This is a genomic window from Bacillus sp. OTU2372, assembly GCF_038440275.1.
In the GTDB taxonomy this organism is placed as follows: Bacteria; Bacillota; Bacilli; order Bacillales; family Cytobacillaceae; genus Neobacillus; species Neobacillus bataviensis_B.
Window position 1 is genome coordinate 66,273 of the sequence record NZ_JASATK010000019.1, and the last position, 18,105, is coordinate 84,377.

The following is an 18,105-nucleotide window of genomic DNA, read 5'->3' on the forward strand; positions in this document are numbered from 1 at the left end:
CAAAATGCAAAGATAACGATTTAAGACTCCCAATTTGATCAAGCTCTCTTTTCTGCCAAAAAACCTTGGTTGACTATCTTTTTATTATTTAAGAAACGTGATAATCCAAATGTTGTAATACTTGCAAACACAACACTTAACGCACTGAACCATGTAATTGATGATATTGATATTTGCCCCACAATTACTCCACCTAAACCTGCACCAACTGCAAAACCTAATTGCATCATCGATTGGTTCAGACCTAGCAACACATCTGAGGATTCAGGTGATATCGTTGCTAAATTATATTGCTGAGTTGCACCTGATGACCATCCTGCAAATGACCAGACTGTCAATATAATAAATACTGCAATAATTGAATGTGATACAAATGAAAGCACGACTAAAGATGTTCCGTTTACAAGTAACCCTCTTTTTAATGTGAAAATTACGCCTCTTTTATCTGCACTTAAGCCACCTAGTTTAGAACCAAATAAGCTTGCAACTCCAAGAACAAGTAAAGTAATGCTTAAAAGATGATCACTCATACCTACAGTATTTACAAGGTATGGAGATAAATAAGTAAAAATAATCCCGTACCCTGTCATTAAAAAGAAGGTGATTGATAATGCTAAAGCAATTTTTGGTTTTTTGAACATAGCAATTTGTCTCGTTAAAGGGATCGTAGCATCACCATTCATTTTTGGTATTGTATTTATAACAATAAAAATGACAAGTAAAACTAAAAATGCGATACCGATAAATACAAATTTCCAGCCATACGTAGATGTAATAAAACGTCCAATAGGAACACCAATGATTAATGATGCGGTAAATCCCATGACAACTGTTGCAATTGAACTTGCCTTTTTATTAGCAGGTGTAATCTTTGCTGCGATACTTAAAACTGTAACGATCGCTACACCTGTACTTAAAGCCATAATAATGCGAGCAATCATAAATAATCCATACCCTGGAACAATTACTGAAAGTAAATTTCCTATAATAAAAACAAATAACGTATAGATCAGTAATTTACGTCTTTCCATTTTAGCCGTTAATACCATTAATATAGGTGTACCGATTGCATAGGCTAATGAAAAGACTGTAATTAATTGACCAGCCGCTCCAATTGACACTCCTAGGGCATCTGCCATTTTATCCAAAATACCTGAGATGATGTACTGTGAAGTACCAACTAAAAAACTTATCAATGCTAAAATATAAATCTTTGCTGTATTTGACATGTAAAATTTTCTCCTCATTATCACTATTAATTTTTATATTTCTATAAACACTGAAATAACATACAAAATGAAAGAAGCTATATAAGCTTCATTCTATTCTAGTGCTTTAAATTAATGTATTAAGATGCTTCTTAACATCGTATTCTTCCAATTTTTTACCGTTTTTTAAACGATGAATAAAATCAGGATTAGATATTAATGGGCGTCCGAAAGCAGCGACATCAATTATTCCTTCTTCAATCGCCTGATTCGCCATTTCTGGAGTTAATGTACCTACCCCAATAATGACACCATCCCAGTATTTTCGGACTAATTGATGCAACGTTTTTCCATTTGCAAGCACTCGATCAAATTGCATAATCGATGGGTGAATCATTGTTGCACCCGCTTCCTTAAATGCCTCAACAAATGTACGAATAGCCATTTCTGGATCTTCCCACATGTAATTTGGTATATCTGCTTTATGAGCAGAGAATCGAATCATTGTTCGTTCTGTACCGATTGCGTCGATAACTGCTTTAATTACTTCCTTCATGAACGTTAATCTTTGAGCAAGGTCACCACCATATTCGTCTGTACGATGATTTGTTATATCTGAATTAAATTGGTCAATTAAGTATCCGTGGGCACCGTGAATTTCCACACCATCAAAACCTGCTGCTATTGCATTTTTCGCAGCTTGCGCATATTGATTGATTACTTCATTAATCTCTTTAATTGTCATTTCTTCAGGAACATCATATGGCTTACGGAAACGAGAGACAAGGCCTTCAGCTGGAATAGCTGATGGTGCTTGAGGAGGCAGATTTCCAGCAAGCTCGTGATGAGATAAACGACCAACATGCCATATTTGAGCGATCATTGTTCCTCCCTCTTTATGCACAGCATTAGTTACTTTTTTCCATCCCTTAATTTGTTCGTCTGAATAAATGCCTGGAATTCCAGGATAGCCTTTTCCACGAGGACTAATGACGGTTCCTTCTGAGATGATTAAACCGACTCCATCGGCAGCACGTTTTCGGTAATATTCAACAATATCCTCTCCTACTACGCCCGTCTGATCATCTGCAAAGGATCTCGTTAACGGTGCCATTGCGATACGAGAGCGTAAATTCCAAGCTCCGATTTTTATCGGTTCAAACAATTTACTTTCTAAACCATTTTTTAAATTTCCCCTAGAATTTGTTTCTTTGCTAATTTGACCCATACATTTTCCCCCGTTCATTTCAATTATTCGGTATTTCTATAAATACTGAAATTGAAATTAAAATTATTCCGCTTTAACATTTAAGCAAAGCGGGAGCGTATTGTTCAAGGACTTCTCGTTGTAAACTGTAATATCTGAAGGTTCCCTCTCTGCGAACTGCTAATAATCCGCAATCGAGTAATGGTTTTAAATGATGTGTCAATGTTGAATTGGCAGGGACTTTTAATTGATTTGCCATTTCCAGGCAAGCTAACTCTGATTGTTGAGCAAGTAATTTTACGATTTGTAAACGAGTCGATTCACCTAGTGCCTTATAGACTTTTACTGCAATATCATCACTCACCGTTAAAAACCTCCTTTCTGCAATTCTTATTTCAGTATTTATAGAAATATTGTATTTAATCAGGGATGCTCTGTCAAGAGGGTATTTTTCATTTTTTAATTCAAAGGCTGTTTTCTTAATTTAAGAATGTGATTGTGATTTCCACTACATGATAACCCATGCATCTAATTTGTTTTTTTCTAATCCACGTTTAAATGAAAGTTAATTTTAACCAATAAATATAATTATAACTAAATCATTAAACATTAATCTTTTAATACCAAATCAGATTAAAGTATTAGTTACAAGACATTTTGATGGGAACAATGAAGAAAAACCTCCATTTCTAGAGGTTTCTCGTTCATTAGATATTATAAATAAAATCTTCAGGTATGACCCGTCTTAAGAAATGCTGCGTTCTTTCTTCTTTTGGTCTTGAGAAGATCTCCTTTGGAGAATTCTCTTCTACGATCACACCGCCATCCATAAAGATGACTCGGTTGGCTACATCCTTTGCAAAAGACATTTCATGGGTCACCACTAACATGGTTGTTCCTTCTTTTGCAATATTTTTCATGACGGTTAAGACTTCACCGACTAATTCTGGATCCAGTGCAGACGTTGGTTCATCAAATAAAATAATATCCGGATTTAACGCAATCGCTCTTGCTATGCCAACCCGCTGCTGCTGCCCGCCAGACAGTTCACTAGGGTAGGAATTCAATTTATCTGCCAATCCGACCTTCGCCAAGGCCTGTTTCCCCAGCTCGTTGGCATCTGCTTTCGGAACCTTTCTTCCAATGATAAGACCCTCTGTCACATTCTCTAATACTGTTTTATTCGTAAACAGATTATAATTCTGAAACACAAAAGCAATCTTTTGCCTGATTTGATGTATTTGTTTTTTGGTTGCAGATTTAAGGGTTACATGAATATCACCAAAAATGGCTTGCCCCTGATCGGCTCGTTCAAGAAAGTTAATGCACCGAAGCAATGTGGTCTTACCAGAGCCACTCGGGCCAAGAATGACAACCACATCACCCCTATCAATCTGTAAATCTACTCCTTTTAAAATCTCATTCTTACCAAAGGATTTGTGGATATTTTTAATCTCTAACATGACTTTGCCTCCAATCTTGAGCTTAGGCATCGGCTGCTTTATACTTCCTTAACCGTTTTTCAAACAGCTTAAATAAGGTTTCCACTAAGCTGCATAAAATAAGATAGACAAGAAAGATATCGATGTACGCTTCAATAAAATTGTAGCCAACATTAGCAGCCACTTGAGCTTTTAACGTAATCTCTCTCAATGACAAAGCATAACCCAAGGAGGTAGCTTTAATAAGATTGACCGTTGCTGTACAAATATTGGACAATGCCACCACTAATATTTGTGGAATGAGTATTCTTCTAAACGCTTGCACATTGTTCAACCCAACGGAATAAGCTGCTTCCAGCTGCCCCTTACTGACCGTGCTAATAGCAGAACGAAATACTTCTATTAAAATTGCAGTTGTATTCAACGAGAAAACAATAAATGCGTACCAAATCGGATTGATATCGTAGATACTCGTTTTCACATGATACTTCTCGAATATGGGAGCCAATAGTAAAGGAACACTTGTAAAAATAATAAAAATTTGAACAATGACGGGAGTCCCTCTCACAAACGAAACATAGACTCGTGCTAACTGGCTTATCACTGGAATTCGATTAATCCGCGATAAGGCGAGCAAAAATCCTGAAGGCAGAGCAATGAGCAAGGAGACAATCGTAATGAGTAAGGCTATAGGCACTCCAGATAATGCAACAAAAAAGGTTTTTACTAAAAATGAAACATCCAATCCGACCGACATGCTGTCACCCCCTATGTCGTTTTTATAACCAGGTTACCTTTACTAAAAATCTTTTCTAACTTTGAAAAGAACTGTTCAATCAAAATGGATAAAACCCAGTATATAAGAGATAAGGCTAGATAAATTTCTAACGAATGAGAATTATAGTTATTTGAAATAATAAGGCTTGCTTTCCCCATAATATCAACCAAACCAATGGTATACGCTAATGATCCTTCTTTCATTAATTCAAGGAAGCTGTTGCCGAAATTGGGCAATGCGACAACAAATGCTTGCGGCAACACAATTCTCCGAAATGCCTGGGCAGGACTAAGCCCGACACTAACCGCTGCCTCATATTGTCCCCGGTCGATCGCTTCATAGGCCGTTCTCATTACCTCAGACATGAAGGCCCCAAATTGCAGCGAAAAGGTAATCACAACATAAATCGAAGTTTGAAGATGATTCAGTTCTGTACCAAAGTTACTGGCTATTGCCGGAAGCCCGTAATACACTAAAAATAAAAGAACAATAGAGGGGGTACACCTTAAAATAGTGGTATACCCATTAGCGATTTTTATGGCAGCCGTATTCGTTCCTAGTTTCATAACAGCTAAGATAAATCCTAGAATCGTACCGAACAAAACCGATAGACCTGCAACCATAAAAGTTACGTGTAAAAACGAAAGAAGTTGTGGCAATGCTCCCCAAATGTAGGCACTATCAAAATACGTTTGCATATTCCACCTCTTTTTAGATGGTTACCTTTTTACAGTATCCAATAGTTTAAATAAATCGGTATTATAGAACTTAACCATCAGTTTGTTTGTCTTCTTTTCCTCTTTAATTTTCTTGATGGCTTGATCATAGGCATCTGCAAATTCTTGTTCTTTTTTGTTGAATAATGGCCAAGTTTTGACAACTGCAAACTCATTATAAACGAGGTCATTTGCTAAATTATGATAAGGTCCATCCTTTGCAAGAACTTGCTTTTCATACGTTGCTCCCAAATAAATGCCTCCATCTACACGTCCTTCATTTACCCATTGAACGACATCCACTGAGAATGCATCTCCGGCTTCCAGTTTAACTTTATTTTCTGGATTGGCTTGGTTATATTCATCCACAATGGTATATTGAGCATTACTTGCCGCGATAGGTGCTAACGAAAGCTTAGCTTTAGCAAAGTCTGATAAGTCTTTTATATTTTCGTTTTTCTTTTTTAACAAAATGCCAACACCGCTGAGTCCGAGGAATTCTTTCGGAAAAATATAACTCTTCGTTCTTTCCTCTGTGAACCAGGCATTTTTTACCCCTACTTGATATTTGCCTTGCTGCACCCCTACCAATAAGTCTTCACTGGATGTCGGCACATATTCGAATTCATATTCTGGCAATGCCTTATCCACTAATTTCATCACTTCAATTTCATATCCGGTTGGGTTGCCCTTTTCATCTAGGTATCCGATTGGTTTACCGCCTTGATCAAACGCTACTTTTACTTTTCTGACTTCTTTCTTAGCAGCTCCCGCATCCGCTTTTGCCCCAGTTGTTGCCGTTGAGCCGCAGCCTGCGATGAGGGTTACTAAAGCAATTCCTGTAGCGGCGATTTTAAAAAACTTATTCATTTTCATTGTCTTTTCCTCCCTTAGATTCATATTGTTGAATAGCTGTTTGAGCTAATTTTAAAATGGTTAGATCATCCATTGGCGGATTATGCAGGCCTGCCCGAACATCTCGGTAATAACGCTGGAGTGGATTGGTTAGCTGTAAGCTTTTTGCTCCGACTAATCGCATCGCTTTGTCGACCACTGTAATCGCGGAGTTGGTCACAATATGTTTGGCTACAAGTGCTTCATTTGTGATATCCCGATGACGATCCTCATCAATGTAAGCCTCTGCCGTACCATATAGTGCAAATCTTGCTTTGTTTAATTCCAAGTCCATCTCGCCTAATAACGCCTGCACGTTCGGCAGCTGAGCGATTGGACCCTTAATACTATTGGGCGAATGGGTATTGGCAAATTCGAGTGCATAGTCCCTGGCCGCCTGCGCGATCCCTAAATAGGTGGCAGGAATCAGCAGACCCCAGCCATTCAGTTTAAACCCCGTATGATGACTGGGAATTTCGACTAAGTCCGACTCATCCACTACCACGTTTTCTAATACTAGATCATGGCTGCCGGTACCACGCATCGCGATCACATTCCAATTTTCCTCGATGGTTAGTCCTTCCGCTTCTTTTGGAATCAGCAAAAATCCTACCGTTCCTTTTTCTTCGATCCAAGCAGAAGTTAAAAAATAATCCAGTTCCGGTGAGCAGGTTGTATAGCTCTTCCGCCCATTAATCACCCATTTGCCAGCTACACGCTTAGCACTTGTTTCGGGCCTGCCCCCGCGAATGGGACTGCCTGTAGCCATTTCGCTTACTGCTCGGTTAATGATGGCCCCATCGTTCACTTCTTCAGCAAAAAATGCTAACTTTTCTGGATTCCAATACCGATTTTCAAATAATTCTCCAACTGTCATTAATGTCCATCCAATCGATAACGCGGTGCTGCCATCATAGCTTCCCAGCTTTTCTTGTAAGAGAATGGTATCGTATAGAGAAAATCCTGACCCGCCAAATTCCTCTGGTAAGGTCAATTTGGTATAACCGATTTTTCTTAACACCTGGATATTCTCTCTAGGGAAGCTGCCCTCCTTGTCGATTTGCGAGGCTTGTGCTTTAAAGTCCGCTTCTAATGGGTACAGCCGTTCAAGCCACTTGCGCTGCTTGCTATTTTTTACAAATAAGTCCTGCATGCTCTTTGCTCCCTCCTAACACTAAATAAAAAAGACCACTCCCATTTAGAATGGAAGCAGCCTTCAGTTGACTGATAAGCTATGCTCATAAGTTTTTATATACATTTTTGGAATATTATGTATATATTACATTATAATAAGTATATTAATCCAATGTGTCAACTAGGAATTTAAATTTGTATTTCCATTAACTAATTTAAATACTGCTTTTAACTGATCGAAAGTTTTGGAGAGTCCTAGTTTGTGTTCACCAGCGCTAAATTGACAGGCTTTAATGAACTATATTCAGAAGAATAGTGCCCAGTACTTTATGTAAAATTCTTTAGGCTTTATCTTAGGCTGCCTTAGCCTAAGTGAGTATCGAGCTAAGGCAACTTAAGAAATTAATCGATTGATTAGCTTGGATCCTTCTTCAGATTCAAGACAACCAACTACCATTTTCAAGACTTAAGAAGTATGCTTTTTCCACTGTTTACTTGTCAGACGAATATTCTAAATATTATTGAACAACTTTTACTAATGACGTGGGTAACTCTCCTTGAGCAGTCCCATAATATTATACGAACTGTGCTTTAATATTTCTAAAAGAAAACCATCATCTGAAAAATAGGACCTCCCATTGTGAGTTTCCTATTCTTTATATTTCCTTTCTGATAGAAAAGGACATCATTTAGAAATCACTTACCAATATGCCGAATGAGAAATTGTACCATTTCTTTATAGGCAGTACTTTTATTTTTAAGTTTTTCGAATTTATGGCCTTCATCTTCAAACCGAATAAATTCAACTTGGTGATTTCGATCCTTTAATTTATTTACCATTTGCTCGGATTCTGTTATCGGGACTCGGAGATCATTTTCCCCATGGAGTACCATTAGCGGGGAAGTGATTCTATCTGTATGATTCAATGGATCAATTCTATCAAAAAATTTTCCGTCTCTTTCAATTGTTCCATATTCAGCCTCCCTTTGCTTCTTACGCCAGGGGCTTGTTGTTTCCAGGAAAGTTCTAAGACTTGACATTCCCACAATATCAATAGCGGCAGACCAATACTTTGGAAAATGGCTAATGGCGGCAAGAACCATAAACCCACCATAGCTGCCGCCCATTATGGCAATCTTTTCAAAATCTATGTTCCTATTTGTCTTTAGCCATTCAACTAAATAAACCAGATCCGTTACAGCATCTATTCTTTTTTGAACATCATCAAGATGGGTGTACGTTTTTCCGTAGCCCGTACTGCCCCGAACGTTTGGTGCACAAACAGCATAACCATGATTTAATAAGTATTGCTGGATCGAGTTGTAAACAGCACGGCTTTGGCTCTCAGGACCCCCGTGAATATAAAGGACAACAGGCAGTTTTTTAGTGATGTTTTTCGGTTTGTAGTAAAATGCTGGAATCTGAAGGTTGTCAAAAGAGCGGAAGGTTATGATTTCAGGTTCAATCAATTTATCCTTCAGAGCTGGTGATCGGGAAACATATGTAAGCCTCTCAGCTTGTATTGTTTTGAGATCAAGTTCCCATATCTCTGGTGGATATGCTGGTCCATTAAATTCATATGCCAGTTTTTGATTATCAGGGGAAAATTTCATTTTTGATATGACACCAAGTGGTGTTTTGCATGTATAAAGATAGCTTGTGTTTAAGTCTAAAATAATCCCTTTGGAAATTCCCCCTTCATTTATCGTAAAGGCAAGCTTATCTTTATCATTACTCATTTCTAAATTTTCGAAATCCCACTCTCCAATCTCCATCCAATCGAAATGTTTTGTTTTTAAGTTAATAAATGCAAGCCCATAGAATTCTCTATCTTTATTGGATAATAAATAGAGATGAGTTCCATCCTTATTAAAATGAACATTTTTAAAGCTTGCTTCCCCTGAATGTTTTGTTATCCAGTTCACCCTTCCAGTGGAAAGGTCAAGTATACCTAAATCATTATCAAGAGGTGTATTTGTTTTCTCAATTAATAGAGAATTTCCTTCTGGAACCCATTTAAGGGATGAAAATAGCCCATTATCCAAATAAACAAGACGGATTTCTAGTGTTTCCAGATTTTGAATGTAAATATCCAAATAGGCTGGATGCCGGCGATTACTTGACCAGGCAATCCATTTTCCATCAGGAGAGCTTCCTCCATAATGATGAATATGTTCTGGTGAGTTTGTCAGATCTATTAGTTTATTATCTTTCTTTAGTAAATATAATTGCTCATATTCATTTCCCTTAATATCCATCCCAATAATTAAATTAGATGTACCGTTTACATACTTAATAAGGGTTATTCTATCCTGTGTAAAAGAGACTTGGGCAGGCCAGGCTTCACCTCGATCGAGCTCCCATACTTGAGGTACACCAGTATAATCAGCAATAAAGCGTAACTTGTTACCAACAGGAGCGTACACTGGATTTTTCGCAGTACGAACATGTAAATAAGGGTCTAAACTTACGACATCCATAAAATCCCCTTTCCTGTATTAAATCAAAACCGATCTTTACAATTGAGAGCCGTCGAAAGATCAAATGAAATAAAACGGGATAAAACTCTCCAATCCATTTTATTTAATTGAAGGGGAATTATGCTATATTAGCCCATACTTGATACTCAATTATTCCACTGAATTACTGCGGATTTACTTATTGGAGTAAGAATTGGTTCAAAAGTTGTATTAGCGAATATGAAAAAAAGAAAACACGTTATTAGTAAAATGTGCGCCCATTCCGACACGAAATAATTTTGTTTTAACGATTTGCGAATTAGAACTTTAAAAAGCAGACGTCACCAAAACAGTTAACCAGGGGAGAGACGTTTATACTTACCATACGAAACTATTAATTTTAGGAATTATACTGATAGTGGCCAATATCTATCACACAAATAAGAAGCACAAACAAACGGCAAAACAGATTGTACTTCAAGGGAAAATGGGAGCATAAAACTACAGAAGGAAAAGATAAAGGAGTAATCAGGAATAAAAATTATTAAAAAATGGGAGTTTTAGATTCAGATATTTTAAAAAATTGCCGAGAAAAAATTCCCTTTCTCGACAATCTTACCTCCATTTATGGAGGTTTTACTGCTTTTTATAGGCGGAAAAGCGACATTGATAAATATGACTCTATTGAAACTAGAAATAAACTAATTCTTAAATTTTTTGACTATAAATTAAAGGGCATCGGCCAGTTCACTCCCGAAAAAACATATTGATTTTTATCTAGCAGCTATAAAAGACATGGGGTTTGAACCTATTCCTGCCATTACTTGTACTGTAGTCGTTATGAATGACACGGTTGCCATTGGCGGGTCTTATATTGTATTTACCATAAAAAAGTAAAGCCTAGATTAGCTATAAACAAAGCTAATTGGGCTTCACCTTTTTCAATCTACGCAAAGAAAAGGTCCTCTAGGTGGTACCCCGTCAAAATCCATTATAATGGACCTTCGCATTAAAATTTTCAAAAAATTTATTATATGAACGAATAGTTAGTTTCCCGATTAAACAAAGTTCGATAAAATTTAGATGATATACCGAAAGCGTTTTCTTTAGTGAGATAATACGAAAACGGTTATGAGACGGAGGCAATCTAATGGGACAGACAAATGAATTTGCACACCGTACCATCATATGAAGTTGTAAAGAAACTGATCAAAAATGACTGGTATACAAACGTGACATGCAAGACAAATGACAATGGAAAGGTTTCATTCGAGGGATACCTTGGTGATTATGATCTTGTTTGTGGAGATAAGAAAGTAAGCTTTAAATTAGATAAAGTTTCTGATACAGTACAGATGGTAATCTAGTGAGGGCTGTATAGTTGCAAAACTTCCGGCCAAATTTTGGCCGGAAGTTTTGCACATGGGTAAAATCTTATTTACTTTAAAGTCTAGCCCCCCATTTAGCTTAAGTACTTTTTCCTTAAAACATTTTTAAACAATAGAACCGATCACATTCTTTTCCGGGGATAAAGAATTTTTTAAGAAATTCAAGGAAGTTTCAACGCGATTTTTAGCTGCTTCATCTATTTCATATTGAATATTTTCTATTTTCTTTATTTGACTATCCAGAATAAAAGCACCTTTTAAAATATGGGTTGCTCCAAGCGCAGATAGCACTGGCTTCAATGCATAATCCAACATTAATAGATGTCCAAAGGTTCCTCCAATCGCAATCGGTAAAACGGTCTTACCTTCAAGACCATTTTGCGGTAATAGATCTAGATAGGTTTTTAAAACCCCGGTAAAAGAAGATTTGTAAACAGGTGTCAGAATGACAATGATATTTGAATCTTCGACCTTTTTATTGGCTCTAACAATTTCTTCACTATTAAATTTCGCTTGAATTAAATCCTCGGCTGGAAGATTTCGAACATGGATGATGTCAGGAATGATATTTATCCCTTCTAAAAGCCTTACAACTTCATCCAACACCCCATTTAATCTCGTATGTTCAGAAGGACTTCCAGAAATAATCGTTATTTTACTCATCATGTAAACTCCCTTTCTAAAGTGAACTCGATATCTATTTACGAGTTTTTTCATATAAATATAGACTAGGCTTATACTTTCTTTATCTATTATGGTTTAAAATTCTGTAAACTGAATGGTCTCCCCCCATTCCAGGAAACTGTTACTCAATTTTTGTTAGTCTTAAATCACTCGTTGACATTTTGTCTTTTCCTAAAATCCGATTCAATATTTGGCTGACGGTTGGAGAAAATAAAGGATGTTCTCTCTGCCGTGGATAAGGTAGTTTAATAGGCTGGTTCATCACAATTTCCCCATCTTCAATTAAAATGACTCTATTTGCAAGAGCAACCGCTTCTTCTACATCATGCGTCACCAACACGGCGGTAAATTTTTTATCCATCCATAAATCTTCAATGAGCTGGTGCATTTCGATCCGTGTCAGAGCATCCAGTGCCCCAAGTGGTTCATCTAATAAAAGTATATTTGGCTCATGAACTAATGCTCTTGCAAGTGCTACTCTCTGCCGTTGTCCTCCTGATAATACAGATGGCCAATCATTTCCACGGTCCGCTAATCCGACTTGTTCCAATACCTTTTCGGCACGCTGCCGCCAGTCAGTTTTTAAACCCAAACCAACGTTTTGGACCACTCTTTTCCACGGGAGGAGCCTGCCGTCCTGAAACATGATTTTTGCTAATTGATTTCTACCTTCTAAACGTTCCCCATCGGTATAGATTTCTCCATCACTAGCCGTCTCTAAACCTGCAAGTAAGCGTAATAACGTACTTTTACCACATCCGCTTTTTCCTACAATCGCAATAAATTCTCCTTTTTGAACCTTTAGATTAATGTTTTGGAGTACTTTATGATTGCCAAATGATTTTTGCAGGTTAGAAATTTCTAATATTGTTTGACGTTCTTTTTTTTCACTCATTGATTACCCTCCTCCCTATTTTCGATAAGACGGATTCCATTGTAAGAATCTCTTCTCAGCTATTTTCGCAATAAGGTCTGATAGTTTTCCGAGAAGCGCATAAAGAATAATACTTAATACAACAATATCTAGCCTCATAAATTCTCTAGCGTTCATGGCCATATACCCTATACCAGAATTCGATGCAATCGTTTCAGCGACAATAAGGGTGACCCAGGTAATGCCTATTGCATACCGAACCCCAACTAATATAGAAGGAAGAGCACCGGGCAAAATAATGTTCCAGAATAACGAAAACCCTTTAAGGCCATAAACATTTCCCATTTCGATAAGAGATTTGTCGATCGAACGGATTCCGTGAAAGGTGTTTAAGTAAATTGGAAAAAAAGTACCTAATGCAACTAGAAACAGCTTTGCCTCTTCTTCAATTCCGAACCATAAAATCACAATAGGAATCAACGCAAGATGCGGAATATTCCGAATCATTTGTAAGGAACTATCCAATAGACTTTCTGAAATTCTCGACAGGCCGTTCAACAGACCTAAAGCAAATCCTATTCCCCCGCCGATCAAAAACCCGATGATAGCTCGTTTACTGCTTGCGCTAATGTATTCAAAAAGCTGACCCGATCGGGTTAGCTCAACCGCAGACTTGAATACATCTACAGGGTTTGGCAGCACACGTGAAGATAATAGCCCAAATTGGCTTGATAGCTGCCAGGAAGCAAGTAATAAAATGGGGACAATCCACGGAACAATCTGTTTTTTATTCATGTTCATTCACCCTTCACTTTAAGACTTTCGGCAATTCGTTGTTTGCAACAATTTCTCCAAAAGGACTGATGATATTAGTTGAATCCGATTGAGGAGCATCCTTTGCTAATGGAAGATGCGGGAATAATAATTCAGATACACGGTAAGCTTCTTCCAAGTGTGGATATCCGGAAAGGATAAAGGTTTCAATTCCAAGGTCAGCATATTCCTTCATTCTTTGTGCGACCGTTTCAGGATCTCCTACTAAAGCTGTCCCCGCTCCTCCTCTAACAAGGCCTACTCCTGCCCATAAATTCGGACTAATTTCTAATTGCTCCTTACTTCCATTGTGTAATTCCGACATTCTCTGCTGTCCAACCGAATCAAACCGCGAAAAGATCTTTTGAGAGGAGGTAATTAAATCATCATCTACAAATTTAATCAAATCATTCGCTGCCGCCCAGGCTTCCTTCTCTGTTTCTCTTACAATGACATGTAATCGAATCCCAAAACGAACGGTTCTTCCTTGCTTTTCCGCTAATTTTTTTACCTCGTTTATTTTTTCTGCCACTTTCGCAGGCGGTTCTCCCCATGTTAAGTAGTAATCCACATGCTTCGCAGCTATTTCTTGCCCAATTTCAGAGGATCCTCCGAAATAAAGAGGCGGATAAGGTTGTTGAACAGGTGGATATAACAATTTTCCATTATCAATAGTTAAGTAGTTTCCAGAAAAGTTGGCCTCTCCTTTTTCTAACAAGTCCCTCCATATTGTTAAAAATTCATCCGTTAATTCATAGCGTTCCGTATGGTTTATATGAAGACCATCTCCTGCCAGTTCAACAGGATCTCCGCCAGTTACCACATTGATTAATAATCGGCCGTTGGATAAGCGATCAAATGTGGCTGCCATTCTGGCAGCTTGTGATGGGGAACTTAGACCAGGCCGTACGGCGACTAGAAATTTCATACGTGAGGTAACGGAAAGCAAACTTGAAGCTACCACCCATGAATCTTCGCAAGATCTTCCTGTTGGAAGTAAAGCCCCAGTAAAACCTAACTCATCAACTGCCTGAGCCACCTGTTTTAGGTAAGGGAAGGTAACTGCTCTGCCTCCCGTTGTAACTCCTAAATATCTTGAATCACCGTGTGTTGGAATAAACCAGAATACATTCATTTTTTTAATCCCCTTTATTAATTATTAGTTTTTAAAAGTGCTTCTTGTACCTCAATATCTTCTGGAATTAATTTAAGCTTGTAAAATGCATCAGCGATTTGTTGTTGATCCTTTGCTGTTTGGGCACTTACTTTTTCTAATCCAAATGTTCTTCGATTAAGTGTTAATTCTAATGTCTCCACACTCATCCCAATTTGAGGTGCAAGAAATTTGGCTGCTTCTTTTGGATTCTCTTGAACCCATTTATCTGTCTTTTCCAGTTCTTTATAGATGACATCTAATACTTTAGGATTGTCCTTTGCAAATTGATTGGCAGCTAAGAAAAATTCGCGGTTGCTTACTAATCCTTCACCATCTGCTAAAATCCTTGCTTTTGTAGCGTTCTGGGCATCTGCTAAGAAGGGATCCCAAATCACCCAGGCATCTACATCTCCTTTTTCAAATGCTGCCCGCGCATCTGCAGGAGTTAGAAAAATTGTTTTAATATCACTATAGGGAATACCTGCTTTTTCCAGTGCTTTAACTAATAAAAAGTGGACATTTGAACCTTTATTTAACGCGATTTTTTTTCCTTTTAAGTCTTTCAGCGTTTTAATTGGAGAATTTTCAGGTACTATTATCGCTTCTCCTTTTGGATTTGCGGTTGCATTGGCATAATACACGAGCGGGGCTCCTGCAGCTTGAGCAAAAATTGGCGGCGCTTCTCCTGTATGACCAAAGTCTAAACTGCCTACATTTAATGCCTCAAGCAACTGAGGTCCTCCAGGAAACTCGGTCCATTTCACCGTATATCCAAGTGATTTTAAATCTTTATCCAAGGTTCCTTTTGCCTTTAAGATGTTTAAGGTACCGAACTTTTGATAACCAATATTAATGACCTTTGATTCCTTACTATTTGAAGCAGTTTCTTTGCTTTCTCCTGAGGTGGAAGAACTGCATCCACTTACCAAAAAGGACAAAAGTAAGATGAATGCTAACCACCATTGGTTTTTATTTTTTTTAATCACGTATGACTCCTCCATTTTCTCTATTATTCTCGTAGATTCTGAAATATTTTTTTACTAACACACAATGAATCACTTCCTTTCAGTGGACTGATAAGAAAATATGTAAAATTAACTACATTAAACCTATTTATTTAGTCGGATTAAAGTGAATAAAAAAGGCCCCTGATCTCATAAAATCGAGAAAAGGAGCCTTCGGTAGTCCGATCAGCTTTTTTATGTATTTTCGTGAACCTAAATAATCACTTCAATTAATAGAAAATTTAAATATTATTTTATTCACACTTTTCTGACCTGTCAAGTTAGAATCAGCTTTTAATCTAACTTAACCAACTTGTTTACTTGGTTTTAAAACTATGATTAAACTTTATATCCCTACGCTTCAATTGTCAACTGATTTTTTGAAAGATTTTGAAAGATTTTTTTCTAATTTCACTTATCTCATCAGATTAATTGATTTAGGATTAAGTAAAATCCTATGAATTGTATGGGTGATTGGTAAACCAAAAGCACCCACCTCTATTAAAGGAAGGTGTTTTTTTTATTTATTATGAAAATAGAATGGAAAAGAGATTTTAGATGTAGGAACAGCACCATTTTTCTTAATAGATAATCATATATAAAATGTCTATTAAACTAGAGGATTTCGGAGGTGTTATGGAATGTAGAATTTTGTAGTTTTTCTATAATTTCTTGTTGCCACAAATGATCATTCAGACTCTTTGCATAAAGGTACAAATCTAAATAATCATTTATCCACATTTTTACCTCAGTATCGTTCATAAAAATGCTCCTTTCAAATACTCTCCTTTTTTCAAATTTATTTACATGAATCCCCTCTAAAATTAAGAGGCTCCCTATATAGGAAAACAAATCAACCTAAATAAAGAGCCTCTGGTAGATCAGTCAGATTTTACTTAATTTTCCATTTAGTTATTAATATTATAAAACTTATTAATCCTATAAGTCAAGTGGGATTTAATTAAAATAAAATTAACGAGATTTAATTATTTCTTTTTCCGACTCAATTAGTGTATTAACTGGCCGTTTTAATCCGAGATTTTCCCTTAATGTTTTGCCTGTATAGTCTTTACGGAACAATCGGCGTTGTTGTAGTACTGGAATAACCAGATTGACGAAATCCTCCAGACCACCAGGCAAATAAGGAGGCATGATATTAAATCCGTCCGCTGCGCCATTTTCGAACCATTCTTGCATTTGATCCGCAATTTGTTCAGGAGTACCCTTGATTTCCCGATGTCCGCGGGCACCGGCTATCCGCTGATACAACTGGCGAATGGTCAATCCCTCACGATCGGCAAGATCCTTTAATAATTGGAAACGACTTTTCCCACCATTTATCTGACTCACTTCAGGCAAATCAGGGAGTGGTCCATCCACTGGATATCCTGATAAATCAACACTTATCATACCAGACAGAAGAGATAACCCCGCTTCTTCCGAAATAAGATCCTCAAGCAGTATCTTATTAGCTTCTGCTTCTTCCTCCGTTCTTCCAATAACAGGGAATATCCCAGGCATGATTTTCAGTTCCTCTGGTGAGCGACCGTATTTTGCCATTCTTCCTTTTACATCTGCATAAAAGGCTTTTGCTTCTTCAAGGGTTTGCCAAGCTGTGAAAATAACCTCTGCAGTTCGCGCCGCAAGCTCCTTCCCTGCTTCAGATGAACCAGCCTGGATCACTACCGGATGCCCTTGTATCGGACGAGCGATATTTAATGGACCTGCAACGGAAAACCATTCCCCTTTATGATTAATCGCGTGAATTTTGGAAGAATCCGCAAATTGGGCTGTCTCTTTATCAATAATTAGGGCATCATCCTCCCAACTATCCCATAGCTTCGTGACCACATCGACAAACTCTTCAGCACGCTCATAGCGTTTTTCATGAAGAAGCTGCTGCTCTAAATTAAAATTTTGTGCTTCTACGTCCGTGCTTGATGTGACAACATTCCAGCCTGCACGGCCGCCGCTCAAATGATCTAGAGAAGCGAACCTGCGGGCAACATTAAATGGCTCATTAAAAGTAGTGGATACCGTTCCAACAAATCCGATATGATCTGTTACAGCAGCAAGAGCCGATAAAAGAGTAAAGGGTTCAAATAACGTATTCACAGTTTGGCTAAGTACCTTTTGATTTTTCCCTCTCACTGCATAGTTATCTGCAAGAAAAACCATATCAAACTTTCCACGCTCTGCTGTTTGGGCTAGTCTTTTGATAAAATCAAAACTCATGGTTTGATGAGATTCTGCTTTTGGATGACGCCAAGCTGCGACATGATGTCCAGGTATCATAAAAAATGCGCCTAATTTCATTTCTCGATTATTTTGAGTCATGTTTCATTCC

At 37.6% G+C, this 18,105-nt stretch carries 16 protein-coding genes; 1 reads left to right on the plus strand and 15 read right to left on the minus strand.

Features of this window, described 5'->3' with window-relative positions:
- Positions 1–38 precede the first annotated feature (38 nt).
- The 9 genes from AAHB15_RS22795 to AAHB15_RS22835 form a co-directional block, all read right to left on the minus strand.
- Complete coding sequence (locus AAHB15_RS22795; RefSeq protein WP_342043407.1) at positions 39–1,229, minus strand: MFS transporter; 1,191 nt, start codon at positions 1,227–1,229, stop codon at positions 39–41.
- 106 nt (positions 1,230–1,335) lie between these two features.
- Positions 1,336–2,436, minus strand: a complete 1,101-nt coding sequence (locus AAHB15_RS22800) for an alkene reductase (protein WP_342043409.1) — start codon at positions 2,434–2,436, stop codon at positions 1,336–1,338.
- Positions 2,437–2,509: 73 nt separating this feature from the next.
- Positions 2,510–2,779 (minus strand): ArsR/SmtB family transcription factor, encoded by a 270-nt coding sequence (locus AAHB15_RS22805; protein ID WP_342043410.1) that lies wholly within the window; start codon positions 2,777–2,779, stop codon positions 2,510–2,512.
- A gap of 343 nt (positions 2,780–3,122) precedes the next feature.
- The gene (locus tag AAHB15_RS22810) at positions 3,123–3,878 is read right to left on the minus strand and encodes an amino acid ABC transporter ATP-binding protein (RefSeq protein WP_335575811.1); all 756 of its coding nucleotides are present in this window, start codon (positions 3,876–3,878) and stop codon (positions 3,123–3,125) included.
- A gap of 22 nt (positions 3,879–3,900) precedes the next feature.
- Positions 3,901–4,614, minus strand: a complete 714-nt coding sequence (locus tag AAHB15_RS22815) for an amino acid ABC transporter permease (protein WP_335575810.1) — start codon at positions 4,612–4,614, stop codon at positions 3,901–3,903.
- Positions 4,615–4,625: 11 nt separating this feature from the next.
- Positions 4,626–5,333 carry an amino acid ABC transporter permease gene (locus AAHB15_RS22820; RefSeq protein ID WP_335575809.1) on the minus strand — a complete coding sequence of 236 codons (708 nt, stop codon included), beginning with the start codon at positions 5,331–5,333 and terminating at the stop codon, positions 4,626–4,628.
- A gap of 21 nt (positions 5,334–5,354) precedes the next feature.
- Entirely contained in the window at positions 5,355–6,227 is an 873-nt protein-coding gene (locus AAHB15_RS22825; protein WP_335575808.1) for a transporter substrate-binding domain-containing protein, read from the minus strand.
- Positions 6,214–7,398, minus strand: a complete 1,185-nt coding sequence (locus tag AAHB15_RS22830; RefSeq protein ID WP_335575807.1) for an acyl-CoA dehydrogenase family protein — start codon at positions 7,396–7,398, stop codon at positions 6,214–6,216. The genes AAHB15_RS22825 and AAHB15_RS22830 overlap by 14 nt, the downstream gene beginning before the upstream one ends.
- Before the next feature lie 677 nt (positions 7,399–8,075).
- A complete protein-coding gene (locus tag AAHB15_RS22835; protein ID WP_342043412.1) occupies positions 8,076–9,860 on the minus strand; it encodes a S9 family peptidase in 1,785 nt (594 codons plus the stop codon).
- A gap of 1,142 nt (positions 9,861–11,002) precedes the next feature.
- On the opposite strand from AAHB15_RS22835, the gene AAHB15_RS22840 reads away from it, so the two are divergent.
- On the plus strand, positions 11,003–11,206 hold the full coding sequence (locus AAHB15_RS22840) for a hypothetical protein (protein WP_342043413.1): 204 nt from the start codon (positions 11,003–11,005) through the stop codon (positions 11,204–11,206).
- A gap of 126 nt (positions 11,207–11,332) precedes the next feature.
- On the opposite strand, the gene ssuE is transcribed toward AAHB15_RS22840, so the two are convergent.
- The 6 genes from ssuE to AAHB15_RS22870 form a co-directional block, all read right to left on the minus strand.
- Positions 11,333–11,893, minus strand: coding sequence for an NADPH-dependent FMN reductase (ssuE, locus tag AAHB15_RS22845; RefSeq protein WP_342043414.1), 561 nt, complete (start codon positions 11,891–11,893; stop codon positions 11,333–11,335).
- 139 nt (positions 11,894–12,032) lie between these two features.
- Positions 12,033–12,806, minus strand: coding sequence for an ATP-binding cassette domain-containing protein (locus AAHB15_RS22850; RefSeq protein WP_342043415.1), 774 nt, complete (start codon positions 12,804–12,806; stop codon positions 12,033–12,035).
- 15 nt (positions 12,807–12,821) lie between these two features.
- Entirely contained in the window at positions 12,822–13,580 is a 759-nt protein-coding gene (gene ssuC, locus AAHB15_RS22855; RefSeq protein ID WP_342043416.1) for an aliphatic sulfonate ABC transporter permease SsuC, read from the minus strand.
- Positions 13,581–13,593: 13 nt separating this feature from the next.
- The gene (gene ssuD, locus AAHB15_RS22860) at positions 13,594–14,733 is read right to left on the minus strand and encodes an FMNH2-dependent alkanesulfonate monooxygenase (protein ID WP_342043417.1); all 1,140 of its coding nucleotides are present in this window, start codon (positions 14,731–14,733) and stop codon (positions 13,594–13,596) included.
- Between the two features lie 17 nt (positions 14,734–14,750).
- Positions 14,751–15,740: a sulfonate ABC transporter substrate-binding protein gene (locus AAHB15_RS22865; RefSeq protein ID WP_342043418.1), complete on the minus strand. Its 990-nt coding sequence runs from the start codon at positions 15,738–15,740 to the stop codon at positions 14,751–14,753.
- Positions 15,741–16,730: 990 nt separating this feature from the next.
- Positions 16,731–18,095, minus strand: a complete 1,365-nt coding sequence (locus AAHB15_RS22870) for an LLM class flavin-dependent oxidoreductase (RefSeq protein ID WP_342043419.1) — start codon at positions 18,093–18,095, stop codon at positions 16,731–16,733.
- Positions 18,096–18,105: the final 10 nt, after the last annotated feature.

Bases quoted from the DNA above. Each gene is read 5' to 3' on its own strand.
- AAHB15_RS22795 (WP_342043407.1), bottom strand. From the start codon at position 1,229: ATGTCAAATACAGCAAAGATTTATATTTTAGCATTGATAAGTTTTTTA.
- AAHB15_RS22800 (WP_342043409.1), bottom strand. From the start codon at position 2,436: ATGGGTCAAATTAGCAAAGAAACAAATTCTAGGGGAAATTTAAAAAAT.
- AAHB15_RS22810 (WP_335575811.1), bottom strand. From the start codon at position 3,878: ATGTTAGAGATTAAAAATATCCACAAATCCTTTGGTAAGAATGAGATT.
- AAHB15_RS22815 (WP_335575810.1), bottom strand. From the start codon at position 4,614: ATGTCGGTCGGATTGGATGTTTCATTTTTAGTAAAAACCTTTTTTGTT.
- AAHB15_RS22820 (WP_335575809.1), bottom strand. From the start codon at position 5,333: ATGCAAACGTATTTTGATAGTGCCTACATTTGGGGAGCATTGCCACAA.
- AAHB15_RS22825 (WP_335575808.1), bottom strand. From the start codon at position 6,227: ATGAAAATGAATAAGTTTTTTAAAATCGCCGCTACAGGAATTGCTTTA.
- AAHB15_RS22830 (WP_335575807.1), bottom strand. From the start codon at position 7,398: ATGCAGGACTTATTTGTAAAAAATAGCAAGCAGCGCAAGTGGCTTGAA.
- AAHB15_RS22835 (WP_342043412.1), bottom strand. From the start codon at position 9,860: ATGGATGTCGTAAGTTTAGACCCTTATTTACATGTTCGTACTGCGAAA.
- AAHB15_RS22840 (WP_342043413.1), top strand. From the start codon at position 11,003: ATGAATTTGCACACCGTACCATCATATGAAGTTGTAAAGAAACTGATC.
- ssuE (WP_342043414.1), bottom strand. From the start codon at position 11,893: ATGATGAGTAAAATAACGATTATTTCTGGAAGTCCTTCTGAACATACG.
- AAHB15_RS22850 (WP_342043415.1), bottom strand. From the start codon at position 12,806: ATGAGTGAAAAAAAAGAACGTCAAACAATATTAGAAATTTCTAACCTG.
- ssuC (WP_342043416.1), bottom strand. From the start codon at position 13,580: ATGAATAAAAAACAGATTGTTCCGTGGATTGTCCCCATTTTATTACTT.
- ssuD (WP_342043417.1), bottom strand. From the start codon at position 14,733: ATGAATGTATTCTGGTTTATTCCAACACACGGTGATTCAAGATATTTA.
- AAHB15_RS22870 (WP_342043419.1), bottom strand. From the start codon at position 18,095: ATGACTCAAAATAATCGAGAAATGAAATTAGGCGCATTTTTTATGATA.